A 24,260-nucleotide genomic window follows, 5' to 3' on the forward strand; every position below is an offset into this window, starting at 1 on the left:
TCAATCATCCCTACGGCCGACAAGCCTTCTTCCCTTCTAGCTTTAGTATCTGCAAACGAGATTGTCCTTGACCTGCAGACAAAAGTTGATCGTACGCCGATCAAGAAGGTAGCTCTGCACTGCTAAATCAGATGGCAACACTTTGGTAGCTCCATTGGCAGTCGGTTGACACGATACGAAGCAATGCGCTCAAAACCTCGTACAGTCCCGTTTGTGCGGTCGATGTGCCTGCGTGGCGTCGACACGGCAGAACGGCCAGTAAAAACTCTCGCTCCTTGTCGCATCCCGCTAATATATTCAGGCAAGCCCTTCTAATTCTCGTCCGTCAATTCGCTTTGGGTAAATGTCGCGGATAGGCGGTTAGACTGGCAAAGCTCATGGGCTTCAGCTTATGTCCCATAGTGCGTAAAAGTGCTCAACGCAGGCCCACACCATTTACCCTTTCGACGAACTTGTTCCCCGTGAATTTTTCGGCCCTTTCCAACTGAAGTGAAAAGCGCGTTTGCCGACAGCTGCTTCTGCATTCATTGGTTGCGTGAGCAAACCGCATTCCTGCGCGCGCAACCCGGCAAATGTCTCTTTGCAATTGTTTCAGGAAAATGTACTGACTGCCGCATCTCCGGTCGGGCTTGCGAAGCTGGCGACCTCAGATATGAAAATTGCTACTGAAATCGTGACACCACCGCAGAAAAACTACCGTTTTTCACTTAAAGATCAACGATGAGCTGCTGGCTTCAATGCATAAAGGTAGGTTCGCATGAAAAAGGTAGTCGCTGTCGCGCTATCCCTGCTGTTTTTAGCGGCTGTACTATATAATGTAAATCTGAAAGCGACATTTGAATCGATAAAGAACATCAATAGCGCGACCTTGGCAATCTGCTTAGCTCTGATTGTCATAAATCTCTTAGTCGTTGCTTTGAGACTTCAGCGTATTCTTCATCACTTCGGAAGTAGGCTCCCGTTTTTCATCGCGTTCCACGCGAGTCTGAGCGGCCTGATAGCCGGTTTGTTCCTGATCAATGTCGTCGGCGCCGTACTTGGACGTCAGGTGGTTCTGCGGGCCATGGGGATAAGCGCCGCACTTTCGACATTCGTTTCGGGCTACGAACGGCTGGTACTGGCCGTCATCGGCGGCGTTTTGGCGCTTTGCGGAGGGATGTTGTTGACCGGCGGTCACATCCTGGATGAGCTGTTCAGGGGGTTGCCAATCATTCCCATGATCATTGCTCTGGCGATGACTGGCATCTCGGTGCTGCTTACCTCGCGATCGTCGTTCGAAAAAGACATTCTACAGCGGTTGCGTAGCCCCAAACGCATCATCGAGGTGTCGGAAATCTTCGCGATCTCAGCATTCTCGCAGTTGCTCAATATATACATCTACACGACCATACTATCCTCGATGGGTTTCAATCTGCCTTTCTGGGAGGTTATGGCAGCCTCTGCGATGGTTAGCTTCGCGGCCAGCGTTCCCATTAGCGTCAATGGCTGGGGCGTACGGGAAATCTCAGCAATCTACGCATTCGGTCTCCTAGGCGTAGATGCTCCGAGCGCGACCGCGCTGTCCATTACTGTGGGATTGCTAAACACGCTCGTGGTCGTCGCCGCCGCACCTGCATTCGCGGTGTCACGCCGAATCCTCGCCAGGAAGGTGGCCGATCACCGCGTTACACCTGCGGAGGGCAACACGACTAATTTCGCAGAAATCCACTCACGCGATCAGCTCGATTTTCAGAGAATATCGAGCTTCTCTCTTGGAATATGCCTTGCAATCCTCCTGTATTTCCAGTTCCCGATCAATGTCAGTGGCACGACGCTCACGTTGAATCTTGGAGACATCTTCTCGCTTCTTGGTCTTGGTCTGCTTGCGAGTCAAATGTCGTTCGGCGGCTGGCTCAACTTTCGACTTGGCCACAGCGTCTTGCTTTGGCTCGTGCTGGTAACGGCCGCAATCTATTTTAGCCTGCTGGTCGGGTTTATACGATATGGTGCCATTCCGTGGGCGATCGGCAACAGAGGTATCGGCTGGCTTGTCGTCCTTGGCTATTTTGGGTCTGGCGCCTTGTTTTCGGGGCAGTTCGGTCGTCGGGGCATCAGGCGACTGGCGGAAGTCCTGTTGCTAACGGCCGCAATGGTGGTAGCCGTACATCTCATACACCGCATAGCCTATTCACTCGACTGGACGGCGTTGCCGCCGCCCCCAAATTTCGAAGGTTTTTCGGCAAACAGAAACGCGTTTGCATTCCAGATGCTCATAACACTTGGCCTGGCGTTCAGTTATCTTCTGCCGACCAGAAGTCTTCACTGGAAGCGGCATGGATTGGCAATGGCACTGCTCGTTTTTGCGACTGTGGCAACGAACTCCCTAACCAGCTACGTCTGCCTGATGTGCCTCGCGATCATCGTTGCCACCGCACGAAAGGATTTGCTGGTCCGTTCCTGCATCGTGGCAGTGCTTGGTGGCCTGCTTTATGCGTGCCTTCCGTTCATCTTGAATGCGGCTCGGTACGCACCCTACTATGCCGAGATCTGCTGGTTCTGGTTGGAACAGCATGTTGCGGGCATCAATCATCCGCCGCCGGTGCCCCCTATGGGGGCCAACTTTAGGGAAATATTCCAGCAATTGCCGACCGACCGTATGGTCGGCAACGAGGATTCGTCGGTGGCCGAGCGGCTCGAAAGCCTGCGCGGCGGGCTGGCCCTCTGGCTAAGCCATCCAATTTTCGGATCTGGACTCGGCGCCTTCATCTCGACGCAGATATCGAAGACTGGAACACCGCTCGTCATCCACTCGACCTACGTATGGATAATCGCAGAGATGGGGCTTGTCGGTCTCCTGTTGACAGGCTGGATTCCGATGATGCAGATCAAGCGACTATGGATGACGTGTTGGAAACGGCCAAAGCGGATGCTGGGTGGATTCGGCAAGAATGACAGCGCAATATTCCTGCTGATTACGACGTTCTGCGTATTTAGCCTTGCGCACGAAATCGCCTATCAGCGTATATTCTGGTTTGTTCTTGGGGCGTTGTTAGCCGGACCGGGCCGCGTGTCGATGCGGCAGTTAGTGCTAAAGGTCAAATCGGAGAGCCTTGGAGGCGCAAAGGCCATTAAAGAATGAAAACTGATGACTTCAAGGCTTCGCTGGCGCGCCAAAAGGGCAACATGCAGAAAGAGAGAAAAAACGTGTCAGCGGCGTATTTCATCGAATTAGAAATATATAAAGATTGTAAATAATGTCGCAAATTTGGCAGCAATCCGTCAAGCGAAATGCTCCCTTTTGAACAGAGATACAACTGCCTTCTTACCAATTTATGATTGCAACAGGACTACTGGCAATGTCTAAAGAAAGTCTGTTAGTCAATGCGGGTTCAATTTTAGTCCGAGCGTCAGCCAAAATGCGTGTATTCTATCGTAGAAAGCTCTCGATCACCATCACACCTCAGGACACCTTCAGCAACGCCTTGCCCAAGCCACTTGAGGATACAGCCATAAACTTCAACGGAAATTTTTCCATCCTTGCGCTCATGTCATTGGTGCTTGGATTGTTCTGGATGCTGAAATCCAACTTCTCAATCGACCAGGGAGCAGAACCCGGAAACTTTTTCGCAATACTTGTTGTAAGCCTGCTTGGCAGTCTTTGGAGTTCTCGGGACTTACCTATGTTTTTCAACGTCGTGGCACTTGCTCTGAATGCATGCTGCGTTGCCTACCTTGTTGGCTCCCGACACACCTACGATCTCGGATTCGAGAATGACATTATAAACAGCGCGTGGCTGCCCATCACGTTGGGCATGATTGCATTTCTGCGCCCGTCTCTAGCCATTTGGCCCGCCGTCGCTATGCACTGGAGCAAGCACCACATATTGGTGGCAACGGGTTGGGGGTCCTATGGAGGAGCCGACTATATCATTATACCCGACCTTGCCATGCTCATATCACTGATCTTAGCCGTGCTGACGGTATCGATGGGAACCCTACGCGCGCTCAAGCTTGCCGGTTCGGATTCCCGGGCCTTGGTCGAACAGTATTGCACTGGCGGAATTATGATCTTGGCGGCTGTCCACCTTTCAAACTATTTTTACTCAGGGATTGGAAAACTTTTCCTCCAAAACGGCAACATCTTCACATGGGTTCTCGAAAATAAAACATATTTCCTAGCAATTCATGCTACAGATATCGGATTCATAACCATTCCTACCATATTAAGTGGAATAGGAATTAATTTAGACATCACGAATTATATAGTTTTTTTGAATGTGCCAATAAATATATTGGTTTTAGCAGGTCAGATATTATCTGTGATATGCCTATTATCGATGAAGAAGGCCGCTAAACTTACAGCGTTTTTCGATCTGATGCATGTTGGCATATTTTTGCTGAGCGGAATATTCTTTTGGAAATGGATCGCCCTCAATGCCGCGTTCATATTTTCGTTCACGCAACTCAGCCGAAGAAAAAATGTGAATTTTTCCAGCCGTCTCTACGGATGCGCGCTTGTCATCGCTGCGCCGCTGATGTTTCACGTCGTGAAGCTTGCTTGGTATGACACTGGTGCAGTGAACGAACCGGTTTTCCAGGCAATCACGGCAGATAACCAAGCATTCACTGCTCCGTCCAACTTTTTCCTGGATAGCTCCATTGATGTTGCTCAGCAACGTTTCTCACATCCAAGCACAGGCTATCTACCCACGGGCACATGGGGAACAACGGGGGATGCGGATGTGATGAGGCGCGTAGCCGCCAATTGCCAAGGCGAAGTCGCCCCCTTTGTCCTGAAGGATGCGGATCGCACCAAAATAGCAGTCCTAGTTCAACGACAACAGAAACTGGCTCTTGGTTTGGCAGACAATGGTGGTCATATAGCCTATGATAGGTACCCACACCATATCTGGTCTGCGCCATGGCAATTTTCCCAGTTTGCAAATTTGGATGTACGGAAGATAAAAGGCTACAGGCTAATCATTCAAAGCTTCTGCGTCAGCGTGACGTCTGATGGACACATTCAACGAGTTCCGGTTGGCAAGGTGACGTATGAATTCTCACTTTAATATAAAGTTGTTTGCAGACCTGCCTGACCGCAACGTCATCATATACGATGGCGAATGCCCATTTTGCTCTCAATTCGTTGCCTTTCAGCGATTGCGGAGTTCTCTCGGTAGCGTTTCTCTGATCGATGCACGAAGGAGGCCGGACCTTGTTGCCGAGTTCGATAGGTTAGGCATGCCGTTGGATGAGGGAATGGCGCTTATCATGTCGAGTGAAATCTACTACGGGGCCGACTGCCTCAATCGGCTGGCACTTCTAAGCAGTGGCTCCAGTATCCTAAACCGGGTCAGCGCTTTCGTGTTCAGCTCACCTCGAACGTCCCGGCTGCTCTATCCGGTGTTGAAAGCCGGACGGCGTATCGTTTTGACAATCATGGGAAAATCAAAGCTAGGAAAGTCTTGAGTGTGAGAGGCGCAGTCGCAGAACCGTCCGGCGCCGCATTCGCCAATCGACATCCGCAACCCAGGAAAAGCGGAAATTTCGACACGAGCAGTCGCGCTGACCGCCGCTGTAATGTTGCTCGTTTTCGATGCAGCACACTTCATATCAAGGCATTTTATGCGGTACTTTGGCTTCTGGTCCCGTCAAATCTTGGTCACATTCTCTCTCGCCAACTGCCGAAAAGCTATACGAATTCATAGCCGGCTGACGCCCCTGCAATTCTGAGCATCATACGGGAAGACTTCTTGAGACAATCACCGGAAACCCGTCACGGTCCAGCTGTATCCATGACGGTGATGCAGGCGGATGCGCTGGAAGCCAGCGTCCGCCAGAAGGGCTTGGGCCTGAGCACGGTTATAATATTTTGCCCATTGCGGATTGAGTTGATCGACAATAACCAGACGAATCGCCTTTCCTCCAATAGGTTGAAGCACCTCACGCATATACTTGCGCATGGGGAGCGGAAGATATCGGCACATCCAGATATAGAAAGCCAGCAGCGGATAAAGCGCAGCCGCAAAAACTTGGTTTGCCACAAGTGGCAAGCGTCGCGTGAGCCATCGCAACGGCTCGGCAAAGACCAGATAGGCCCAATTGCCCTCCTTGCCATAAAGCCAGACGATTGCCTGACCACCCTCGGCGAGCGACCGGTGCATATTGCGTACGGTAGCCGAAGGGTCTGGAATGTGATGAAGCACACCGATCGACAGGATGAAATCAAGCCCGTTGACGGCGAATTCCTCGCCGCTGGCGGCAACCACAGTCACGCGCTCACCATATTCGGAAAGGTTCTGGGCGAGAACATCGCTCGCCTTGGAAGGTTCGATGGCAGTTACGTGGGCAGCCCCGGCCCTGAGCAGCATCTGGCTGATCCGCCCTGACCCAGCTCCGACCTCCGCACAACGTTTGCCACGAAAGTCGGTGGGAGCAAACAGTGGGCTTACTATATCTCCGAACATTTCTTGACTGGCGTAGTAGCCATCGTTTTCAGTGTATGTCGTCCACTGCTCACCAAAATCTGCGACCGTCTGGCGGGCGGCATGGTCGTTGTCCATATTGCTTTCCATAAAAAACAGGTGAATGGATTTTAATTTGGGAATTGCCCGTGTAGCTTCGAATAGCGGCATCTCTATTTAGAAGAAGCAATATCGGTTGTCCATCACGAAAGCTGGCTCTCATCAGGAGGAGTATTTACAACCATCTGCTGAGCATGTAGGCGGACAAGAAAATCATCTTCGTCGCATCGAGCATGTGCTGACGGCATTTGGGAAACCGCGATGGCAATGCTGCTAGTTGGATTTGGTATTCTCGCAAGCCTAGCAGCGAGCGCTAGATTTCTGAAGATCGATGGCAGCCCGTCTTGGCGCTCGGATTGCGGAATCGTAGCTTTTTTCGCTATCGTCGCGGTGTTTTGGCAATATCAGGTTCTTGGGCCAGCTCCATTCGTCGTACCGTCCGGTGATGGCGGAAATGTCGGTTCGATCGTTGCAGCCGGCGTGAGGCCCGATCGCTTTATCAGCGATCCTGTATTTTCAGAAAGCTCGAACTATTCGTTTTATCTGACGATTGTCAGACCCTGGGTTGCATTGAACAACATTTTCTCGGGCGACATTGGCCAAGCTTACATGCTGATGCAGTTTCCGATCCTGTTCATTCAGCTCGCTGCGTTTTTTTGGCTTGGCCGCAAACTTTTCGAAGGCACTTTCTGGCCGCTTGTTCTGGCCGTGCTCAGCGTCCCACCGGTTTTTATCTTCAACGGCGAATTGTGGGGCAATTTGGCCGCGCCGTTGACCCGATCGGTATACGGGGCGATTTTCCCGCTCCTGATTGTCGCCGCATTGCCACCCTTTCGGTGGTGGCGGCCGTTTCTTGCAATGGCTCTCTGCGGCATTTCGGTCTACGTCCATCCCGTCAGTGCACCCAGCGTCGCACTGACGATATGGCTGTCAATGCTGATAACAGCTCCACTTGGCGAACGAACCGTCGGGACTATCATCGTCATGGTGGCAGCGGGGATCATCTTCGTCATCTTCGCCGTTCCATTCGCCATGACATTTGTTCCGTCTATGATGCATATCGCATCGCCTCTGGTCGCCCAATTGCAAGAAAGCGCCCGACCTATGTTAGGGGCGCAATATTACGATGCATGGCTTGCTGTTCAGATTGCAATAGCCGGCGGCGGCAACAATCCGTCACCAACATGGGGATGGCTCTATTTTCCCTGGATCGTTTCGCTGCTTTTCATTGTAGGTCTTCTGGAACCCATGTCGTGGTCGCCCAGACGGGCGTTCCTTCTCGCGCTGCTTGTTGGCATCACCTTTTCGAGCGTTGGGCTTGCGTGGATTGATCAGTCCGTCGCCACGCTTACCGGACGTGCGCCGGTACAGATAGATATTATCAGAAACTTCAGGTTCTTCGTGCCAATTACGCTGATCGGCCTGGTTTGGCTTCTAGCCGAAACCCATCGGCGCTTCCGCAGCGTGCGATCCCTGTCGGTGGCCCTGTATGGCCTTGGCTCTGTTCTTGTTGCAGCATGGTGGTTGACGTTCCCAAATCCGTTACATGCCGCGTACCGCGATTGGCGTTCGCCGAACTCCTCGCTTGCTGCTGCTCGCGATGACAACGATTTTCGTGCCGTCATTGGTCGCATTCGTGAGGCTCCGGCAGGCTCTCTGGTATTGCCACTACCTGCAAACGCCTTCGAAACGAATGCGCTGGCAGTGCGCTACGGCGGCTTCCAGCCGATCCTATATCTCAGCAAGGATATGAACTTTCTGCTTTACAGCGCGAGCGACAACCTGAAGCTCTGGTCAGAATTGCGGGATCAGATCTCTGGACTGGAAACGCGAGATCGGCTTGAAATTGAGACGATCATCCGTCAACTAGTTGAGAAGCGCCACCTCCGTTATGTATTGCTCGACAGTCAGCATTCGAGTGAAACTCTTGATAGCGGCCTATCGGCTCTGGCGGATGATACGGTTGCAATAGGAAAATGGCGCCTTTACAGGCTACAGAAACTTTAGCAGGAAGAGCGCCTCATGTGTGGCATTGTCGGCATCTACCACTCAAACGGTGCGCCCGCTTCTCTGGAGTTGGTGAAGAGCATGACGGCGCGGCTGGAGCGGCGCGGACCGGATGGCGGTGGCGCCTGGGCAGAAGGCCAAGTCGCATTCGGTCACAGAAGGCTGGCGATCCGGGATCTGTCGCGCGCCGGCGCACAGCCGTTCCACTCAGCCTGTGGGCAGATCGTCGTAACCTACAACGGCGAGCTCTATAATGACCGGGATATCGTGGCCACGCTTGGACTTACGCGCGGATTCGTCGCGCGCACGGGCTGCGATACCGAAGTCATACCGGAAAGCTACCTGGAATGGGGCGAAGCTTTCGTCGAGCGGCTGGAGGGAATATTCGCAATCGCCTTGTACGACAGGAGGAATGGTACACTTCTGCTTGCGCGCGACGGCAACGGTACGAAACCTCTCTATATCAGGCAGACTGCAACGGGCCTGCAATTTGCCAGCGAAACAAAAGCATTCTTGGCCGACCCGTCATTCCGGCGGGATCTGGATCCGGGACAGTTGAGCCACATGCTGGCGCTTGGCTACGTCGCACCTGATAACAGCCTGCTAGAAGGCGTCACCCAGCTTGCACCGGGCACTTGTCTTGTCGCGCGCGGTGACGACATTCACGAGCACCGTTTTTGGAGACCTCAGCGTCGTACAAAATTCACGGGCGACCTGGATTCTGCCGCCGAGCAGGTGATCGGAAAGCTCCGTGAGGTCGTGGCCGATCAGATCGTATCCGACGTGCCGCTAGCCGTCCTGCAGAGCGGTGGTATCGATTCCACGCTCATTTCGGCCTGTCTTCCCGAAAGCCGTGATGTAAGGCTTTTCTCTGTGCGCTTTTCGGATCGTTCGCACGATGAATCGCTGCTTGCAGAAACGATTGCGAAGCGCCTGAAGCGACCAATATCCTTCATCGACATGGGTCGCTCGGACATTGTCGAAGATTTCCGCTCCGCCGTCGACGCGGTGGACGGAGAGTTGGCGGATTCCAGTGCGTTGGCAACCTTTCAGCTCGCCCGAGCGGTACGCGGCCATGCGACAGTCGCGCTATCCGGCGATGGCGCAGACGAGTATTTTGGCGGCTACCCAACCTACCGCGCCTCCGCCTTGGCGAGGCATGTACATCGACTTCCAATACGCACGGCCTTGGGGCATGCAGGCCGGATTGCCCAAGCTTTTGCGCGACCGTCCAACCGGCGCGTCAGCCGCGGTGAAATGATCGTACGCCTGCTGGATGGGCTTTCCAGTTCCGCGCCTCATGCCAACTGGCGGCGATACCTGCGCGACACCGAGAGAGCATCCCTCTATGGCAAACTCCTTGAACCCCAGCTGGGCGAGGATCCGCTGAAAGGATATGCGGCAGCGGGCGCGGACGGAAGCGACGCATGGGAACAAGGACTGCTGGCAGATCAGCGCTACTATCTGCCGGGCGACATGCTGATCAAGACCGACCGTACCAGCATGTACAATGGCCTGGAGGTTCGTGTCCCGTTTCTCGATCGCCGTATGTGCGAACTGGCGGCAGGCTTGCCACGGCGGCAGATGGTCGACAACAGAGGACAAACGAAGATCGTCCTCAGGCGTGCTGCCGAACGGCTCGGGCTTCCTGTCGAAGTCTTCCGCGCCCGCAAGATGGGGTTCAACGTGCCCATGAGCGCACTACTCGGCAACGAATTAAAGGCGCATGCCGACCGGTTGCTTGACCGACATGCGGATATCCTTGCACCCAGCCTTTCCGCAGACGGTGTACGCAGAATCTGGCGGGAACATCGTGAACAGAGGCGCGACCACCGATTCGTGGTATGGACGCTACTCGTCCTTGCGACCTTCATAGAGGGAACCCGTTCCATATGACCACCGCTCGTATCGACGCCTCCGAACTCAGTATTGTCATTCCGGCCTTCAACGAGGAGAACGGGATTGGGGTGACGCTCGACCAGCTGCTGCAGACGTTTGAGGCTGCGGAAATCATTGTTGTAGATGATCGTTCGCGAGATAAGACGTTCGCCTCCGCGGCCGACCGCGCGGGCGTTCGGGTGTTGCAGCATGCCTTTAACCGGGGACAGGGCGCATCGCTGAAGACGGGTATGCGAGTCGCAACCCGCGACTACGTTGCCTGGTTCGATGCAGACAACGAACATCGGCCCGAAGACCTTGCCCGCTGCTACGCCAAGATCAGACAGGACGACCTCGTGGCTGTGATCGGGCAACGTGACAATGGAGCAAGCAACCTCATACGTGGCGTTGGAAAGGGATTGATCCGGCTCGTCGGTCGCGGCCTGAAGATCAATGCCGGCAACGACCTGAACTGTGGTCTACGCATTTTCCGCCGCGAGGTCATCCTACCCTATTGCTCGCTGATCCCCAACAGGTTCAGTTCAAGCCTTGTCACCACGCTGGTCATGATCGAACGCCGCTATCCCATCGCATTCGAGCAAATCAGGACTTCACCACGCATCGGACAATCGACTGTCCGCATGAAAGATGGCTTTGAAGCCATGCTAGCGCTCTTTCGCGCCGTTCTTCTATTTGCGCCGATGCGGTTTTTCATGCCGATAGGGCTGATCTTGGTTATGGTCGGCGTGCTCTACAGTCTTGTCGTCGCGCTTACTGAGGGACGTGGGCTGCCTTTGGGCGGATCCCTTATTTTCGGCTCTGGCCTGCTTTGCATGGGCATGGGTCTGGTAACAGACCAGATCAGCCAGCTGCGCCTGAATATTCTCCCCGATACCACACCCATTGCCCGCGTGGCCGGATCGGACGGCAATGTCTCTGCTGAAGAGTATCAGTAAAAACCCAACTTGTATAAGACTTACGCACTTTCACATTTGATTGCAGGCGTGAATGCCGTCTGTTATTGAGCAGCGAATTGGATTTAAAGCCGGACCGGAGTTTGAACTCCGATACTGGTAATTTAGCAATAGAGGTTTGCAGATTGACCAATCTGAAGATGTTTAGCGGTCGGCCGCCGGCATGGTCCCTGAGCCGCCCGAAGTCAACCCTCCAACATCTGTATGATCTTGCGGGTGCACCGTTGCGAATGATTGCGCTGCCAGATCATGTCAATGAGCGGCTTCACCTGACATCTCTTCGCGCTGAGCGCCTCTCCGTGGTCCTTCCGCTGATGAAGGGCCGAGTGCTTGATATCGGTGCCGGCGACAACATGCTGGTGAATCTCTACCGTGAGGCCTGCATCGGCACGGCCAACGAAATCGGCTCGATGGACAGTAAGGGCCTTGACGTTGTTGACTGGGGTGGCGAATGCGTCATAGTGGAGAACTGTAGGCAGCTTCCCTTCGATGACGAAAGTTTCGATACGATATGCTTAGTGGCATGTCTAAACCACATTCCGGAACGGATCGAAGCGCTTGCTGAAAGCCATCGCATCTTAAAAAAGGGCGGGCGGTTGATCGTTACAATGATCGGCCGCCTCATCGGCGAGGTCGGTCATGCGATCTGGTGGTATAGCGAGGACAAACATCGGGACGTGGCCGACGGCGAAATGATGGGCATGGACCCTACAATGGTCACCGATCTGATACGCGGAGCGGGTTTTTCAACCGTCAGAAAGTCGAGTTTTGTCTACGGGCTGAACCACCTTTTTGTTGCCGAAAAGTCTTCGGACACAGTCTAGGGAATATCACGTGGGCCAGGCGGAACACTATGACGACATACTGGACGACTACGAACGCCACTATTTCGATGAGCCATCCATGGCATATAGACGGGAGTTTATATATCCGGTGCTCTTTGGAAATATTGACCTGAACAGTAAGGATGTTATCGAACTCGCGTGCGCAAGTGGTCTGAATTCGACGGAATGCGCGCGGATTTTCCCCGGCGCACGACTTGCCGGAGCAGATATTTCCGCCGAATGTTGTGCGTCGTATGAGCGACATACTGGATACAACGCTCGCGTTGTCGATCTGTCCTCGCGTGATGCTGACGTTGGACCACCTCGGGACACCGCCTTCGTTGTCGGAGGATTGCATCATTGCGTCAACGACCTGCCGACCACGCTTGAAAATATGGCACGTTTCGTGAAGCCGGGCGGGCATCTATTAATGGTCGAACCCAATGCGGGTTTTTTCCTGAACGCGGTACGGCAGCATTGGTACAGGAAGGATCGGTGGTTCCGAGCTCAGGAGGAGCATCCGCTACATCATGACGAGATTCTCGCTATCGCCAGCAAGGACTTCAGGCTTGTGAGCGTCAGATATCTCGGTGGCCCCGCCTATTTTCTCGTCCTCAACAGTCTGATCACCCGCGTTCCATATCAGTTGAAACCATTTCTCGCCAAACCGTTGATGTGGATGGAACGAGTCTACAACAAGCTTCCGGGAACTTCACTTTATCCGATGTTCATAGCCCAGTGGCAGCGCTCCGACGATGTCTGACAATCAGTCCAGGCCTCGAATTTCGCGGGTTCGCATCCTTGAGATCCTGCGTTACCTAATGATAGGCGGTATGACTTTTGTGTTGTTCCTCGTCATATCGAGCGCCTCGAAAGTCTTTCCAACCATCCCCGTCGGGTTGGCTAGCGGATTGGCGATTTTGTTGACGAGCCTTTTCAATTTCTCCGCTCAATACGCTTTCACTTTTCGCAGCAAGCAGTCACTGCAGCGAAGCGGCACGCGATATGTGCTGTTGGTAAACTTTAACGCTGTCTGGGGTGGTTTTCTCGCCAGCTATCTTATCAACACGCACGGGTTGGACAGCTTAATTGCGAATGTTATATGCGCATTCGCAATAACTGTTTTCAGCTACCCAGCAATGCGTTTTCTCGTGATGTAGGAGATGTCTCGGCCGATCCCAAGCCTACCGACCAGGCTTATTTTGAGACAGCGACAATAGCTTCAACGGTTTACACCGGATTGCCCGTTTGCGATCAGCTTGGCGTAAAGAGCGAGATGCGTTTCCGCCACGGATTGGATCCTGAAGCGCTCCAAAGCCAACTTCCTGCCTTCCTGACCCATCATATTGCGGGTGTCCTTGTCGACCAGCAACCGTTTGATTCCTTCGGCTAGTGAAGCGCTGTCGCGTACCTTGACCAGCAGACCTGTACGGCCAGGACGGATCGCATCGCGGCAACCAGGTACGTCCGAGGTAACAACTGCCTTCCCGCAGGCTGCGGCTTCCAACAGAATCTTCGGCATGCCTTCCCTGTACGAAGGAAGAACGACGATATCTGCGGCGCCAAGCGCGTCAGCCATGTCGCTGCGGGATCCCCACAATTCAACGATGCAATCAGACTGCCAACTATCGAGCGTCTCTGTCGCCAACGAAGTCACGTTTTCCGGATCCGGCGAACCCACCAGGACGAAGCGCACCCGGTCGCGTCCGATGTCCGGATCCGCCAACAGCAACTTGGCCGCTTCGGCAAACTCCCTGATACCTTTGTCTTTCAGCAGACGCGCGGCGAGCATGACCACGAGCTTGCCATGCCGTTCGGTGTATCGGGGATGGAACAGATCCGTGTCCACGCCGGAACCGGGGATCAACGTGATCGCATCGTCGGAAAGCTGCGTCATCGCCTGAACCAGATTTCTGTCATCGCCGTTCTGCACGACCAGCTGAAGGTTTCTGTGGCCCAGAGCAAAGCGGTAGATCCGTTCGACGAGAGCCCTTCTCAGCCAAGCCCACCATCCCGTCGCTAGGAATATCGTACCAAGCCCCGAGATCGCAGCTAGAACGCCGCCCGTGCGAGTCAATCTCGCAGCCAGGCCGCCGGCCAATACCGGCTTTACCGTTACCAGATGCACCACGTCCGCCCTCACCGATTTCATGACGCGGAAAATCGCCAAAAACTCTTGAAGCAGGGTTGCGAGACCGCCGCTACTCCTCTCGATATCGAGAGAGTGGAGGATCAATCCTTCGGTTCGCAGCCGCGCTTCATGTCCTGTGAATTTCGTGGCCAGATGCACCTCGAAGCCTGCATCACGAGCGGCGAGCGCTATCGGCAGGCGATGAGACACGAAGAACCAATCGACATTGACGACGAACAGCAGGCGACGCTTCACGGTTTTGCCTTTTCGAGCCAAGACTGGAAAGATAGGACATCCCAGAGATGATACTGCCAGTTGCGCCGGCCGGACTTGTGTTCCTCCCATTTCTGCCGGATCGGCGCTACGTTGAAGTAGCCCTCCTGGCGAAGCCGGTTCTCATCGAGCAAGGCCTCGGCCCAATCCCTGAGAGGGCCGCGAAGCCATGTATCGATCGGAACACCAAAGCCCATCTTCGGGCGTTCGATCAGCGTCTTCGGGACATATCTGTGCAGAACTTGCCTCAACGGCCACTTGGGCACACCCTCCCTACGCAGAATCGACGTCGGCAAGGTCCAGGCAAATTCTACAACTCGATGATCAAGCATCGGTACCCGGCCTTCAAGAGCAACGGACATCGCTGCCCGATCGACTTTGACAAGGATATCATCAGGAAGATAGGCCACCGCATCGAGGTACATCATTTCGTGCAGGAACTCCTTGAAGTCCGGTAGGCGTGACAAGCCCGTCATGCGGGTAGGCGGTTCGGTTCCGCCGATCACAAGCTGGTCGGGCATTTCCCAATGCGACACCAGTTGCCGATAAATGCCAGCGGCCGATGGCGCGCCAATCACCGACGCGATCTTGTGCAGGCGATCACCCGGCCTTGTATGCCGGAGGCGGCCCGGAGCCATCGAAAGAAGGGGGCCGAGCACGGCGTTCCAGGACTGCACCGGGACACTTTCCAATAGCTTTGCTACGGCCCTGCGCGCTGGCTGGGGTATCTTGGTAAGCTTGGCCCAGGTGGCCTCGGTCAGGCTGTAGCGCGTATATCCGGAAAAAAGCTCATCGCCCGCATCGCCCGAAAGGCATACGGTGACATCGCGCCGTGCCATTTTATTCACAAGGTAAGTCGGAATCTGCGAGGAATCGGAAAACGGCTCCGAGTATATGGACGGAAGCATTGGAACGACATCAAGCGCATCCTTGCCGGTTACGTAAAGCTCGGTGTGTTTGGTTCCCAGATGCTCCGCAACGGCCTTTGCGTGTTCAGCTTCATTATATCCGGGCACGTCGAAGCCGATGGAGAAGGTGCGGACCGGCTTGTCGCTCATCGTCTGCAAAAGTGCGGTGATGGTCGATGAATCGATACCGCCGGAAAGGAATGCGCCGAGCGGGACATCAGCCATCATTTGCCCCTCTAGGGACGATCGCAAATGCCGCTCCAGTTCATCTACAGCCTGTGCAGGCGTTCCCGCGAAAGGGTTCGCCCGGCCGCGCTCTGCCGTGGCCGCAGCGTCCCAGTAGACCGTGAATGACGGGTCGCACTCTCCAGCACGCAGCGTCAGTATCTGACCCGGTTCGAGTTTCTGAATGCCGCGGAAGATCGAGTAAGGTGCAGGGATATAGTTATGCCTCATCATCAATGTCAGCGCGTCCCGGTCCACGCGGGCGTTGAACGCGCTGTGGCTTCGCAATGCCGCAAGCTCTGAGCCGAAAAGGAGGGTAGTCCCCTGCCAACCGTAGTATAGCGGCTTCTCCCCCAAGCGGTCGCGTGCCATCGTAAGCACCCGCTCCTGCCGATCCCAGACGACGAATGCGTACATGCCTACGGCACGGCGGAGCGTATCTTCGATACCGAAACGGGCGAAGCATTCCAGCAGGACTTCGGTGTCAGAGTGGCCGCGCCAGTCGGCGGGGCCGCTGCCGGCGTCGACGACAGCGCGAAGCTCCCTGTGATTGTAGATTTCACCATTTAGGATGATAACGAAGCGACCGGAATGAGACGTCATCGGCTGATGGCCTGCCGGCGAGAGATCGACGATGGCAAGCCGGCGCTGCCCGAGGGCGACACCGGCGCCGGCATCGACCCATCCGCCTTCATCATCCGGACCGCGGTGTGCGATGGCATCCGTCATCCGCCTTAGCTCAACAAAAGCGCCGTCAGCCAGACCCGTCCAGTTCAAAAATCCCGCAATACCACACATTTATCGATCAAAACCTTTCAGTGGGATGCCATTGCATACCCACACAAATCACGACTTTCAATGCGCCGTCGCCATGATCAAGCGCAAACCTTTGGTAGCCGTCAAAGCCCAGATTTTTGATAGACTTCGGTATATCCGTCGAGCATCGCCTGCTTGGAATAGGTTACTTTTATCGTGGAGCGTCTCCAGGCGGCCTCAGACCGGGCGTGTTCGATGCGTTCGAGTGTAGATATCAAGGCTGCCTCTATCTCTGATGGCGTGTTGGGCTCGACAAGGATGCAGCCAGGCATTCCCTCCAGCACTTCAACATTCCCCCCAACACGCGTGGCAACGACAGGCAAACCGGCGCACAGCATCTCAAGGAGCGCATTGGAAAAACCTTCCTCATGCGACGCAAGAATGCCCACGTCGATACCGCTCAGCAAACGCGATATGTCGCGTCGCTGGCCGGTTCGCTGCAGATGGCGCTCGATGCCATTTTCTCGAGCGAGACGGTCAAGATCGTCCCCGATACCGCGATCCTCGCCTACAAGGATCAAGCGAACGTCCGGAAACAAGCTTACCACATGTTTCATCGCGATGATGATCTCGCGGTGTCCCTTGTAAGGAATGAGGTTTGCGACACATATGATCGCCAGCGATGTGGCACCGATGCCTAACTCGTCGCGGACCGCTTGCCTGAGGCCCGGAAGCAGGTCAGGCATATCGATCCCGTTATAGATGACCTTGATCTTTTTCCGATCAGCCCCGTCGCGCCGCATCACGTCCTCAGCCACAGCTTTCGAATTTGCTGTGATGACGTGGCTAAGGGCGTTCGCGACCCAATCCATAGGCTTCCAAAAGGCAACGCGATCCTGATGGGTGCCAAGCGCCCGACGGGACGTGATTACCCGAGGGCTTCCCGCCAGCCGACCGGCAACCGCACCCATGAGATTGGTCAACGGCAGGAAATTATGCACGACATCTGGCTTCAACCGACGAAGCAACGCAATAAGGTAGAACTCAGCCCTGAAAAGCAGCCACATGCGCCAGAGTTTATGCCCTTTCATTGAGTAGCAGCCGCGATGTATGGATATACCCGCATCGATAAAGCTTTGCTTCAATGGGCCTTCATCGCTTATGACGAATACGTGCACCTCATGGCCCCGCTCGCGCATACCGGCTGCAAGCATCAGAAGCTGCGTCTCCGCGCCGCCGAGCATGAAGCTTCCTATTGTGTAGACAATAACGAGCTGCTTTTTCATTATACTTGTTTTTCTTGTCAAATCACACTCGCTGTGGACAGGATGAGCTTCATCCATTGGTCGTTTACAAGCTTCGGCTGATATCGTTCGCAGGAGACTTTTGCCGCCTGCCCCATAGAAGCCCTCAGTTCGGCACTTCCCGCGAGACGTAACATCGCCGCAATCAGCGCTTTTTCGTCGTTGACGGCGACCAGCAGCCCCTGTCTTTCAGATTGAATAAGTTCGGACGGTCCACTGTCGCAATCGGTCGCAATACACGGCAGGCCGCACTGCATCGCCTCGAGCAGCGCGTTCGGAAACCCCTCGTATTCTGAAGCTGTGACGAATACATCCGAATGCATCAGCCATAACGCGACATCGGCCTGGTGTCCGACGAGATGAACAGCATCGTAAAGCGCCAGCCGTGAGACTAGCGCTTCGAGATTCGATTTTTCCGGGCCATCACCCACGATCACGAGATCCCAACCTCTGGCGGCAAGACCCGATTTCGCGAATCCTTCGATGACTCGATCAAGCCTCTTTGACGGCACGAGCCGTCCGACAGATATTACACGGGCCCTTTCCTGCCAGCGGCTTGGCGGCATGTCTGCAGGCATTCCATCAGAAGCGGCTTTGAGAAATTCTGATGACCTCAACGCGTTCGGGATGACATCGATTGACAACCCTTTCATTTCGCCGCTCATCCATTCCGCCACCTGTGTGGTTTGAACCACGACCCTCGCCGCTATCGGATAGAGGAGGCGCCGTAGCCTGCTCCATGTGGCTCCAATTTCATGGTGCCTGGGGTCTGTACGCTCCGATACTATAATTGGAATGCCTGTGAATATCGCCGATGCTAGTATACGGATATTTGTTGTATCTATGAAGCTAAGCACGACATCAGGATTTACCTCAGCGATTGCCCGGCGCAACAGGAAAAACCTGCGGAAAAAGCCGCAGGTCTTTTCGAATATTCCACGTGATCGCCAAAATATCTGAACACGCCGCCGCTCCACCGTTTCCGCGACCGGAAAAAAATCCGGACGATCCACTCCTTCCAGCGTCAGCAGAATAACCACAAAGCCCCGGTCTGCGAGGTCATCAGCGAGTTCGCTTATCACACGGGCAGCGCCGCCGCCGTCCAAACTTGAAATCACCAGCAGAACAGAGACCGGTTTCACGCGGCGGCCTCCGTCGAAATTCGTTTCAGCAAACCGAAACTCAACGCAAACGCAGCAAATATGGCAATAAACAAGCTACCGCGTAGTAGAACGGAGATGCTTGAGTGTGACGCCAGACCGAAATGCCAAATCGCCATTTCAACTCCCACCGGCACGACTGCAAGCACTGCAACAAAAAGTGCGAAACCTATATACCGGTTGAAGGTAAGGTCCGCTGATAGTTCCCGTCCGAAAGAAAAACTGAAATAGGCGAGTACAAAAAGCTGCGCGACGCCGAGTGCACCGGCGACTATCAGGTAGTTGCCGGCGAGGATGCCGACCTGACAAATGGCAGCGGTCAGACAGAAAGAGATCAGAGAGGAGACGCCGAGCTTGCCGGGCTGACGCATGGCCTGAAACAGCTTGGCGAAGAATGTAGAAATAGCAAACGGCGCCGTCGCCAAGGTCAACACGACCCATATTTGATTGACCAGGTGAGCCTGTTCCTGATGAAATTTCCCGCGGCCGAACAGCATGAGTATGGTATCTGCTCCATAGAGAACGATGAGCACTACGGCGATCAACGAAATCGCAAGCACGGATTTAATAATGCGATCGAAAAGGACAACGATCGCCCGCCGCTCCGACCTCGCAAGCATGCCGGCGAGGTGCGGCAGCAGTACTGAGGAAAGGCCAACAACGATGACCTGCACCAGAGCATTATTAAGGCGCTGAGCATATCCGTAGGTCGAAACAAAGCCTTCGCCCATGCGCACGAATGCTGATTGCAGGACAAGGTTCGTGCCATTAGAAAACAGCACTGCGGGAAGGATAGGCAGAAAAAGGTATCCGAGCGCCTTGACCTCGCGCAAGCTGGTAGCGGCCGGAATGACAAAACCCAGGCCGCTGCGCAGCAGCACGACCAGCAGCAAGACCACTTGGCAGAACCAACCCAGGATCAGCGAAAGCAGCAGTGCATCGAGACCACCTGCGGGCCACGCAAGCAGGGCCACAATAGACACCGCGGCATTCAGGATAGGCGCAACCGAGGCAGCCAGGAACCGTTTGTGACAGCTAAGAACCAACGCCAAGAAATCACTCATGGCGGATGGAATGAGAATAAGCGGAGAAAGCGCAAGGGCACTGTATGTCAGATCATGCGTTTGGCCGAGGTGTTGGGGAACCAGAATGCTTGAAAGCGGCTGGCGCGCGACAAGGAGCCCGATCGTCAAGACCGCAAGCAGACAAAGCGCGATTAGGCCGGCAAGACTACGATAGTCCCGTGCAGCCTGCGCCGACTGATTCTCCCCGATATCGATATAGCCCCCCACAAAGGACGCTTGCAACCAACCGGTCACCAGTGAGGAGAGAAAGATCGGTAGGGACAGAGCTAAGTTGTAGGCGTCGATTTCTACCGAGGTGCCGAACAGATAGGCCATGGCAGCAGTTCTGGCGAAGGCAAAAAGTTGTCCCAAGAAACCTATAAGGACAACGGTCCTTGCATTGCTCAGCAAGTCACTTCCTCCTGTGCTGATGCCGGCCGCCTTTAAGCAGCAAGCCTATAGCAAGGGGGAGTATGAAACGCAATCTATCTAGGCCTCCAATCGCACAACCAAGAACTGCAATAGACGTGGAAATTGCACCTTCGCCTGCGGGCGGAAAGTATTCGTTAGAGGCGGCCGTGTTCCCATGACTAACTAGAAAGGCAAAACGCCAGAATTACGCACATCCGCACGCTAGTCAGATTCAGAAGAACGCCTCAGATAGCTATTCAGCGGCCTCGGAATCCATGGCCGGATATCGCACCAACTCCTCAGGAGTTGATGCGATAGTATGACTTGTACCAGTCAACGAACCGCTGCACGCCGACTGCCACGGGGGTGTTCGGGTTGAACGCGACCCACTTCTCAAGCTCGACGGTGCTTGCGGCGGTAGCTTGCACGTCGCCAGGCTGCATCGGCAGAAAATTCTTCTCGGCTATCCTGCCCAGTGAGTTCTCGAGAGAGCCGATATACTCCATCAACGGCGTCGGCTGGTTGTTACCAATGTTGAAGACACGATAAGGCGCATTGCTCGTCGCCGGATCCGGATTGGCCGGATCAAAGTCAGGATCGGGCTCCGCAGGACGGTCATGGACCCTGCACAGACCTTCGACGATGTCGTCAATATAGGTGAAGTCGCGCACCATCTGGCCATTGTTAAACACATCTATTGGCCGCCCTTCTAGAATTGCCTTGGTGAAAAGGAAAAGAGCCATATCAGGACGGCCCCAAGGGCCATAAACAGTGAAGAAGCGCAGACCGGTGGTCGGCAGTCCAAACAGATGGCTATAGGTGTGCGCCATCAATTCATTAGCTTTCTTGGTCGCCGCGTATAGGCTGACGGGGTGGTCGATGTTCTGATGCTCATGGAAGGGAAGCGCGACGTTGCCTCCATAGACCGACGAAGAGCTCGCATAGACTAGCGATTCAACACTATTATGCCTGCATCCCTCCAAGATATTGAGAAATCCCTGAATATTGGCATCAATATAGGCATGGGGGTTTTGCAGGGAGTAGCGGACACCTGCTTGGGCGGCGAGATGGATAACGCGTTGCGGCAATTGCTTGGCGAACACGTCGGCCATCGCCTGCTTGTCCTCTACGGACACCTGGACGAACGAGAAATTCTTGTAAGCTTTGAGACGGGCAAGTCGCGCTTCTTTCAGGCTGACATCATAGTAGTCGTTGAGGTTATCGATGCCGACGATCATATCACCGCGTTCAAGCAGCTTAAGACTTGTATGCATACCGATAAAGCCGGCCGCGCCCGTCAAAATTGTCTTCACGTTCAAAGCTCTCCGTTTTGCCGCGCGAACGGCTCGATTTAACCCTGCGAAATTATACCTTGCCGAACGGCGCCCCACCGAAATGTCCTAGCCTGCAGCCACGTCGGTTTTCGAGGAAAAGGTAGTCAAGTGTCAATGACTTTCTCCGACCAAAAGAGTTTCCATAGTTTTGATCAATTGACTGTACACTGAAAGGGGACCAATCAATTGAGGCCACGCGCCTCTTCGACGAGGACAGCTTAGGATTGGCCGCAGTTCGGCGCTATCAGCTGTGGTCAAATCTCAATCAATTTGCTATGCGCGCATGGCGATTGCGCGGAGATGATGGCGCCGCGCAGGTGTATCGGGTCGTCGAAAGGGCTTTTCATGGAAATGGAAGATAAAATCGTTGCCGTAATTGGCTTAGGCTATGTCGGACTTCCGCTCGCAGCCGCCTTCGGTAAAGTCAGGAAGACGATCGGTTTCGATATCGACAATGCACGCGTCGAAGAATTAAGATCCGGCCACGACCATACCCTTGAGTTGGCCGAGGATGAGCTACGCAGCATCACCAATATCAGCTTTACCTGCGATCGGGAGCAGCTAAAAGAAGCGCGCATATACATCGTCACGGTTCCGACCCCGGTCGATCAGGCCAACCGGCCTGACATGACGCCGCTCATCAGGGCGAGCGAAACCGTTGGTAAGGTCCTCAAGAAGGATGATCTCGTCATATACGAATCGACCGTTTATCCCGGTGCCACCGAAGAGGTGTGCGTTCCCGTACTAGAGCGCGTTTCCGGCTTAAAGTTCAACACAGATTTCTTCTGCGGCTACAGCCCCGAGCGTATCAACCCCGGTGACAAGGTACATCGTCTTCAGACTATCGTGAAAGTGACCAGCGGTTCCACACCCGATACGGCTGAAGACGTGGACCGGCTATACCGTCAGATCGTTGCGGCCGGAACGCATAAGGCAAGCTCGATTCGCGTCGCCGAAGCGGCCAAGGTTATTGAGAACACCCAGCGTGACGTCAATATCGCGCTGATGAACGAACTGAGCCTCATCTTCCACCTTCTTGATATCGATACGATGGAGGTACTCGAAGCATCCGGTACCAAATGGAATTTTCTGCCTTTCAGGCCTGGCCTGGTCGGAGGTCACTGCATCGGAGTCGATCCCTATTACCTCACCCACAAGGCGCAGGAGGTTGGCTACCATCCTGAAGTCATTCTGGCCGGCCGCCGTATCAATGACAGCATCGGCGCATTCGTGGCGGGTAAGGCCGTCAAGATGATGCTGCAGAGAAAGCTACCAGTTGCGAACGGCAAGGTTATAGTGCTCGGGCTGACTTTTAAAGAAGATTGCCCGGACGTTCGCAATACCAAGGTTGTGGATATCGTTCGCGGCCTGGAGGACTATGGTATCGCCGTCGACATCTATGACCCCTGGATCGATATCGAGGAGGCGAGACACGAATACGGGCTTGCATGCCTGCGCGAGCTGCCGTCCTTTTCGGATTACAGTGCCGTGATTGTAGCTGTTGGTCACAGCCAGTTCAGGACGTTGGGTATTGATGGCATTCGAGCGCTGACAATGTCGGGAGCACCAGTACTTGATGTGAAGTCTATCTTCCCGAGAGAGGCGACCGATTGGCGTCTCTGAAACGTTGACTTGCGGCGAGGCGCCTGGCTGTATCGAAGGCGCAGGTTGTAGGTTTGCAAGACTGGCCCGATCGACTCTGGGCTTAGCCGCGGCATCCGTCTCGCGTAATCTTTGTAGCTGAGGGCGACGACCGGCCCGATGGACACAGCTCTAAAATAGCCTCTTGTGCGTGCCGGAGGCCAGTACGATGGCCTAGCCTCGGGCTTCTTGTCGTGGGGAGCCAGGTACTGCTCCAAGTGCGGCCTGCGAAATATACCCCCCGCGGGTATGGTGCAGCAATGCGAGGTCGCGTGTGGGATTTCGCCTATCAGCAACTCCTCAAAAAGCCTCTGGTCTATCACTTTCCCGCATCGATTGCGTCACGCACGCTCCGCCCCCGCCCGAGAGCTCGACCACCGGCAGCGAGCGGTCCGCTATCTTCACACGGAACGACGAATAGAATAGACGCGTACCGTGCCCGGGTGAGTCGCGAAGACTTCGGCCCGCGAAAGGCGCCGTGCGGGAAGGGACATCACCTATGCTACAAGAAGAAGGAAATCACGAGCGGCCTCAACGCACATACGCCAGCCATTCTCCGCCCGCGCCACCCATCTGGCGCGACACAACAATCCGGAGTCATGCGATCGCTGTGCCGTCATACTCAACAATGACAACGTATGCTGGCCTCAACCGCGCCCGCTACGGCATTTCCTGGGGTGTGATGGGTGCGGCCGAAGACTGCTGGTTCCGCGCCCGTCAATACGGCCTCGACCGCAAGCAGTTCGGCAAGCCGCTCGCCGGCATGCAGCTCTACCAGAAGAAGCTCGCCGACATGCAGACCGAGATCGCCCTTGGACTGCAGGGCTCGCTGCGCGTCGGCCAGCTGATGGACCAGCACAAGATGGC

General features: G+C 54.7%; 18 protein-coding genes and 1 pseudogene. 12 read left to right on the forward strand and 7 right to left on the reverse strand.

From position 1 onward, the window contains the following. Positions 1-502 precede the first annotated feature (502 nt). From AC1DIJ_RS23575 to AC1DIJ_RS23590, 4 genes are all read left to right on the forward strand, one after another. Entirely contained in the window at positions 503-724 is a 222-nt protein-coding gene (locus AC1DIJ_RS23575; RefSeq protein ID WP_148194319.1) for a hypothetical protein, read from the forward strand. Between the two features lie 33 nt (positions 725-757). Continuing rightward, on the forward strand, positions 758-3,118 hold the full coding sequence (locus AC1DIJ_RS23580) for a lysylphosphatidylglycerol synthase transmembrane domain-containing protein (protein ID WP_112390329.1): 2,361 nt from the start codon (positions 758-760) through the stop codon (positions 3,116-3,118). 217 nt (positions 3,119-3,335) lie between these two features. Next, the gene (locus tag AC1DIJ_RS23585; protein WP_148194318.1) at positions 3,336-5,048 is read left to right on the forward strand and encodes a hypothetical protein; all 1,713 of its coding nucleotides are present in this window, start codon (positions 3,336-3,338) and stop codon (positions 5,046-5,048) included. Next, positions 5,032-5,448, forward strand: a complete 417-nt coding sequence (locus AC1DIJ_RS23590; protein ID WP_112390327.1) for a DCC1-like thiol-disulfide oxidoreductase family protein — start codon at positions 5,032-5,034, stop codon at positions 5,446-5,448. Before AC1DIJ_RS23585 ends, AC1DIJ_RS23590 begins: the two co-directional genes overlap by 17 nt. 293 nt (positions 5,449-5,741) lie before the next feature. On the opposite strand, the gene AC1DIJ_RS23595 is transcribed toward AC1DIJ_RS23590, so the two are convergent. Beyond that, the gene (locus AC1DIJ_RS23595; RefSeq protein WP_112390326.1) at positions 5,742-6,542 is read right to left on the reverse strand and encodes a class I SAM-dependent methyltransferase; all 801 of its coding nucleotides are present in this window, start codon (positions 6,540-6,542) and stop codon (positions 5,742-5,744) included. A 222-nt stretch (positions 6,543-6,764) separates the two neighbouring features. On the opposite strand from AC1DIJ_RS23595, the gene AC1DIJ_RS23600 reads away from it, so the two are divergent. The 6 genes from AC1DIJ_RS23600 (at position 6,765) to AC1DIJ_RS23625 (ending at position 13,346) form a co-directional block, all read left to right on the forward strand. Next, positions 6,765-8,510, forward strand: a complete 1,746-nt coding sequence (locus tag AC1DIJ_RS23600; RefSeq protein WP_112390325.1) for a hypothetical protein — start codon at positions 6,765-6,767, stop codon at positions 8,508-8,510. Between the two features lie 15 nt (positions 8,511-8,525). Beyond that, complete coding sequence (gene asnB / locus AC1DIJ_RS23605) at positions 8,526-10,406, forward strand: asparagine synthase (glutamine-hydrolyzing) (protein WP_112390324.1); 1,881 nt, start codon at positions 8,526-8,528, stop codon at positions 10,404-10,406. Further along, entirely contained in the window at positions 10,403-11,344 is a 942-nt protein-coding gene (locus AC1DIJ_RS23610) for a glycosyltransferase family 2 protein (RefSeq protein ID WP_162706081.1), read from the forward strand. Before asnB (AC1DIJ_RS23605) ends, AC1DIJ_RS23610 begins: the two co-directional genes overlap by 4 nt. 143 nt (positions 11,345-11,487) lie before the next feature. Next, positions 11,488-12,186, forward strand: a complete 699-nt coding sequence (locus AC1DIJ_RS23615) for a class I SAM-dependent methyltransferase (RefSeq protein WP_148194317.1) — start codon at positions 11,488-11,490, stop codon at positions 12,184-12,186. Positions 12,187-12,196: 10 nt separating this feature from the next. Further along, entirely contained in the window at positions 12,197-12,949 is a 753-nt protein-coding gene (locus tag AC1DIJ_RS23620) for a class I SAM-dependent methyltransferase (protein WP_112390321.1), read from the forward strand. Between the two features lie 58 nt (positions 12,950-13,007). Further along, the gene (locus tag AC1DIJ_RS23625; protein ID WP_477831570.1) at positions 13,008-13,346 is read left to right on the forward strand and encodes a GtrA family protein; all 339 of its coding nucleotides are present in this window, start codon (positions 13,008-13,010) and stop codon (positions 13,344-13,346) included. A 62-nt stretch (positions 13,347-13,408) separates the two neighbouring features. On the opposite strand, the gene AC1DIJ_RS23630 is transcribed toward AC1DIJ_RS23625, so the two are convergent. From AC1DIJ_RS23630 to AC1DIJ_RS23655, 6 genes are all read right to left on the reverse strand, one after another. Further along, positions 13,409-14,572, reverse strand: coding sequence for a glycosyltransferase family 4 protein (locus AC1DIJ_RS23630; RefSeq protein WP_112390319.1), 1,164 nt, complete (start codon positions 14,570-14,572; stop codon positions 13,409-13,411). Beyond that, positions 14,569-16,521, reverse strand: coding sequence for an asparagine synthase (glutamine-hydrolyzing) (asnB, locus tag AC1DIJ_RS23635; RefSeq protein ID WP_112390318.1), 1,953 nt, complete (start codon positions 16,519-16,521; stop codon positions 14,569-14,571). Before asnB (AC1DIJ_RS23635) ends, AC1DIJ_RS23630 begins: the two co-directional genes overlap by 4 nt. Before the next feature lie 101 nt (positions 16,522-16,622). Beyond that, the gene (locus tag AC1DIJ_RS23640) at positions 16,623-17,765 is read right to left on the reverse strand and encodes a glycosyltransferase (RefSeq protein WP_162706080.1); all 1,143 of its coding nucleotides are present in this window, start codon (positions 17,763-17,765) and stop codon (positions 16,623-16,625) included. A 17-nt stretch (positions 17,766-17,782) separates the two neighbouring features. Beyond that, complete coding sequence (locus AC1DIJ_RS23645) at positions 17,783-18,925, reverse strand: glycosyltransferase family 4 protein (RefSeq protein WP_112390316.1); 1,143 nt, start codon at positions 18,923-18,925, stop codon at positions 17,783-17,785. After that, complete coding sequence (locus AC1DIJ_RS23650; protein ID WP_112390315.1) at positions 18,922-20,418, reverse strand: lipid II flippase MurJ; 1,497 nt, start codon at positions 20,416-20,418, stop codon at positions 18,922-18,924. The genes AC1DIJ_RS23645 and AC1DIJ_RS23650 overlap by 4 nt, the downstream gene beginning before the upstream one ends. 299 nt (positions 20,419-20,717) lie before the next feature. Further along, positions 20,718-21,731 carry an NAD-dependent epimerase gene (locus AC1DIJ_RS23655; RefSeq protein ID WP_112390458.1) on the reverse strand — a complete coding sequence of 338 codons (1,014 nt, stop codon included), beginning with the start codon at positions 21,729-21,731 and terminating at the stop codon, positions 20,718-20,720. A gap of 366 nt (positions 21,732-22,097) precedes the next feature. On the opposite strand from AC1DIJ_RS23655, the gene AC1DIJ_RS23660 reads away from it, so the two are divergent. Together AC1DIJ_RS23660 and AC1DIJ_RS23665 are read left to right on the forward strand one after the other, a co-directional pair. Next, positions 22,098-23,375, forward strand: a complete 1,278-nt coding sequence (locus tag AC1DIJ_RS23660; RefSeq protein WP_112390314.1) for a nucleotide sugar dehydrogenase — start codon at positions 22,098-22,100, stop codon at positions 23,373-23,375. Between the two features lie 664 nt (positions 23,376-24,039). Further along, positions 24,040-24,260, forward strand: a pseudogene (locus tag AC1DIJ_RS23665) (acyl-CoA dehydrogenase family protein); the annotation flags it as partial.

Source organism: Rhizobium sp. 10N427, assembly GCF_056394605.1.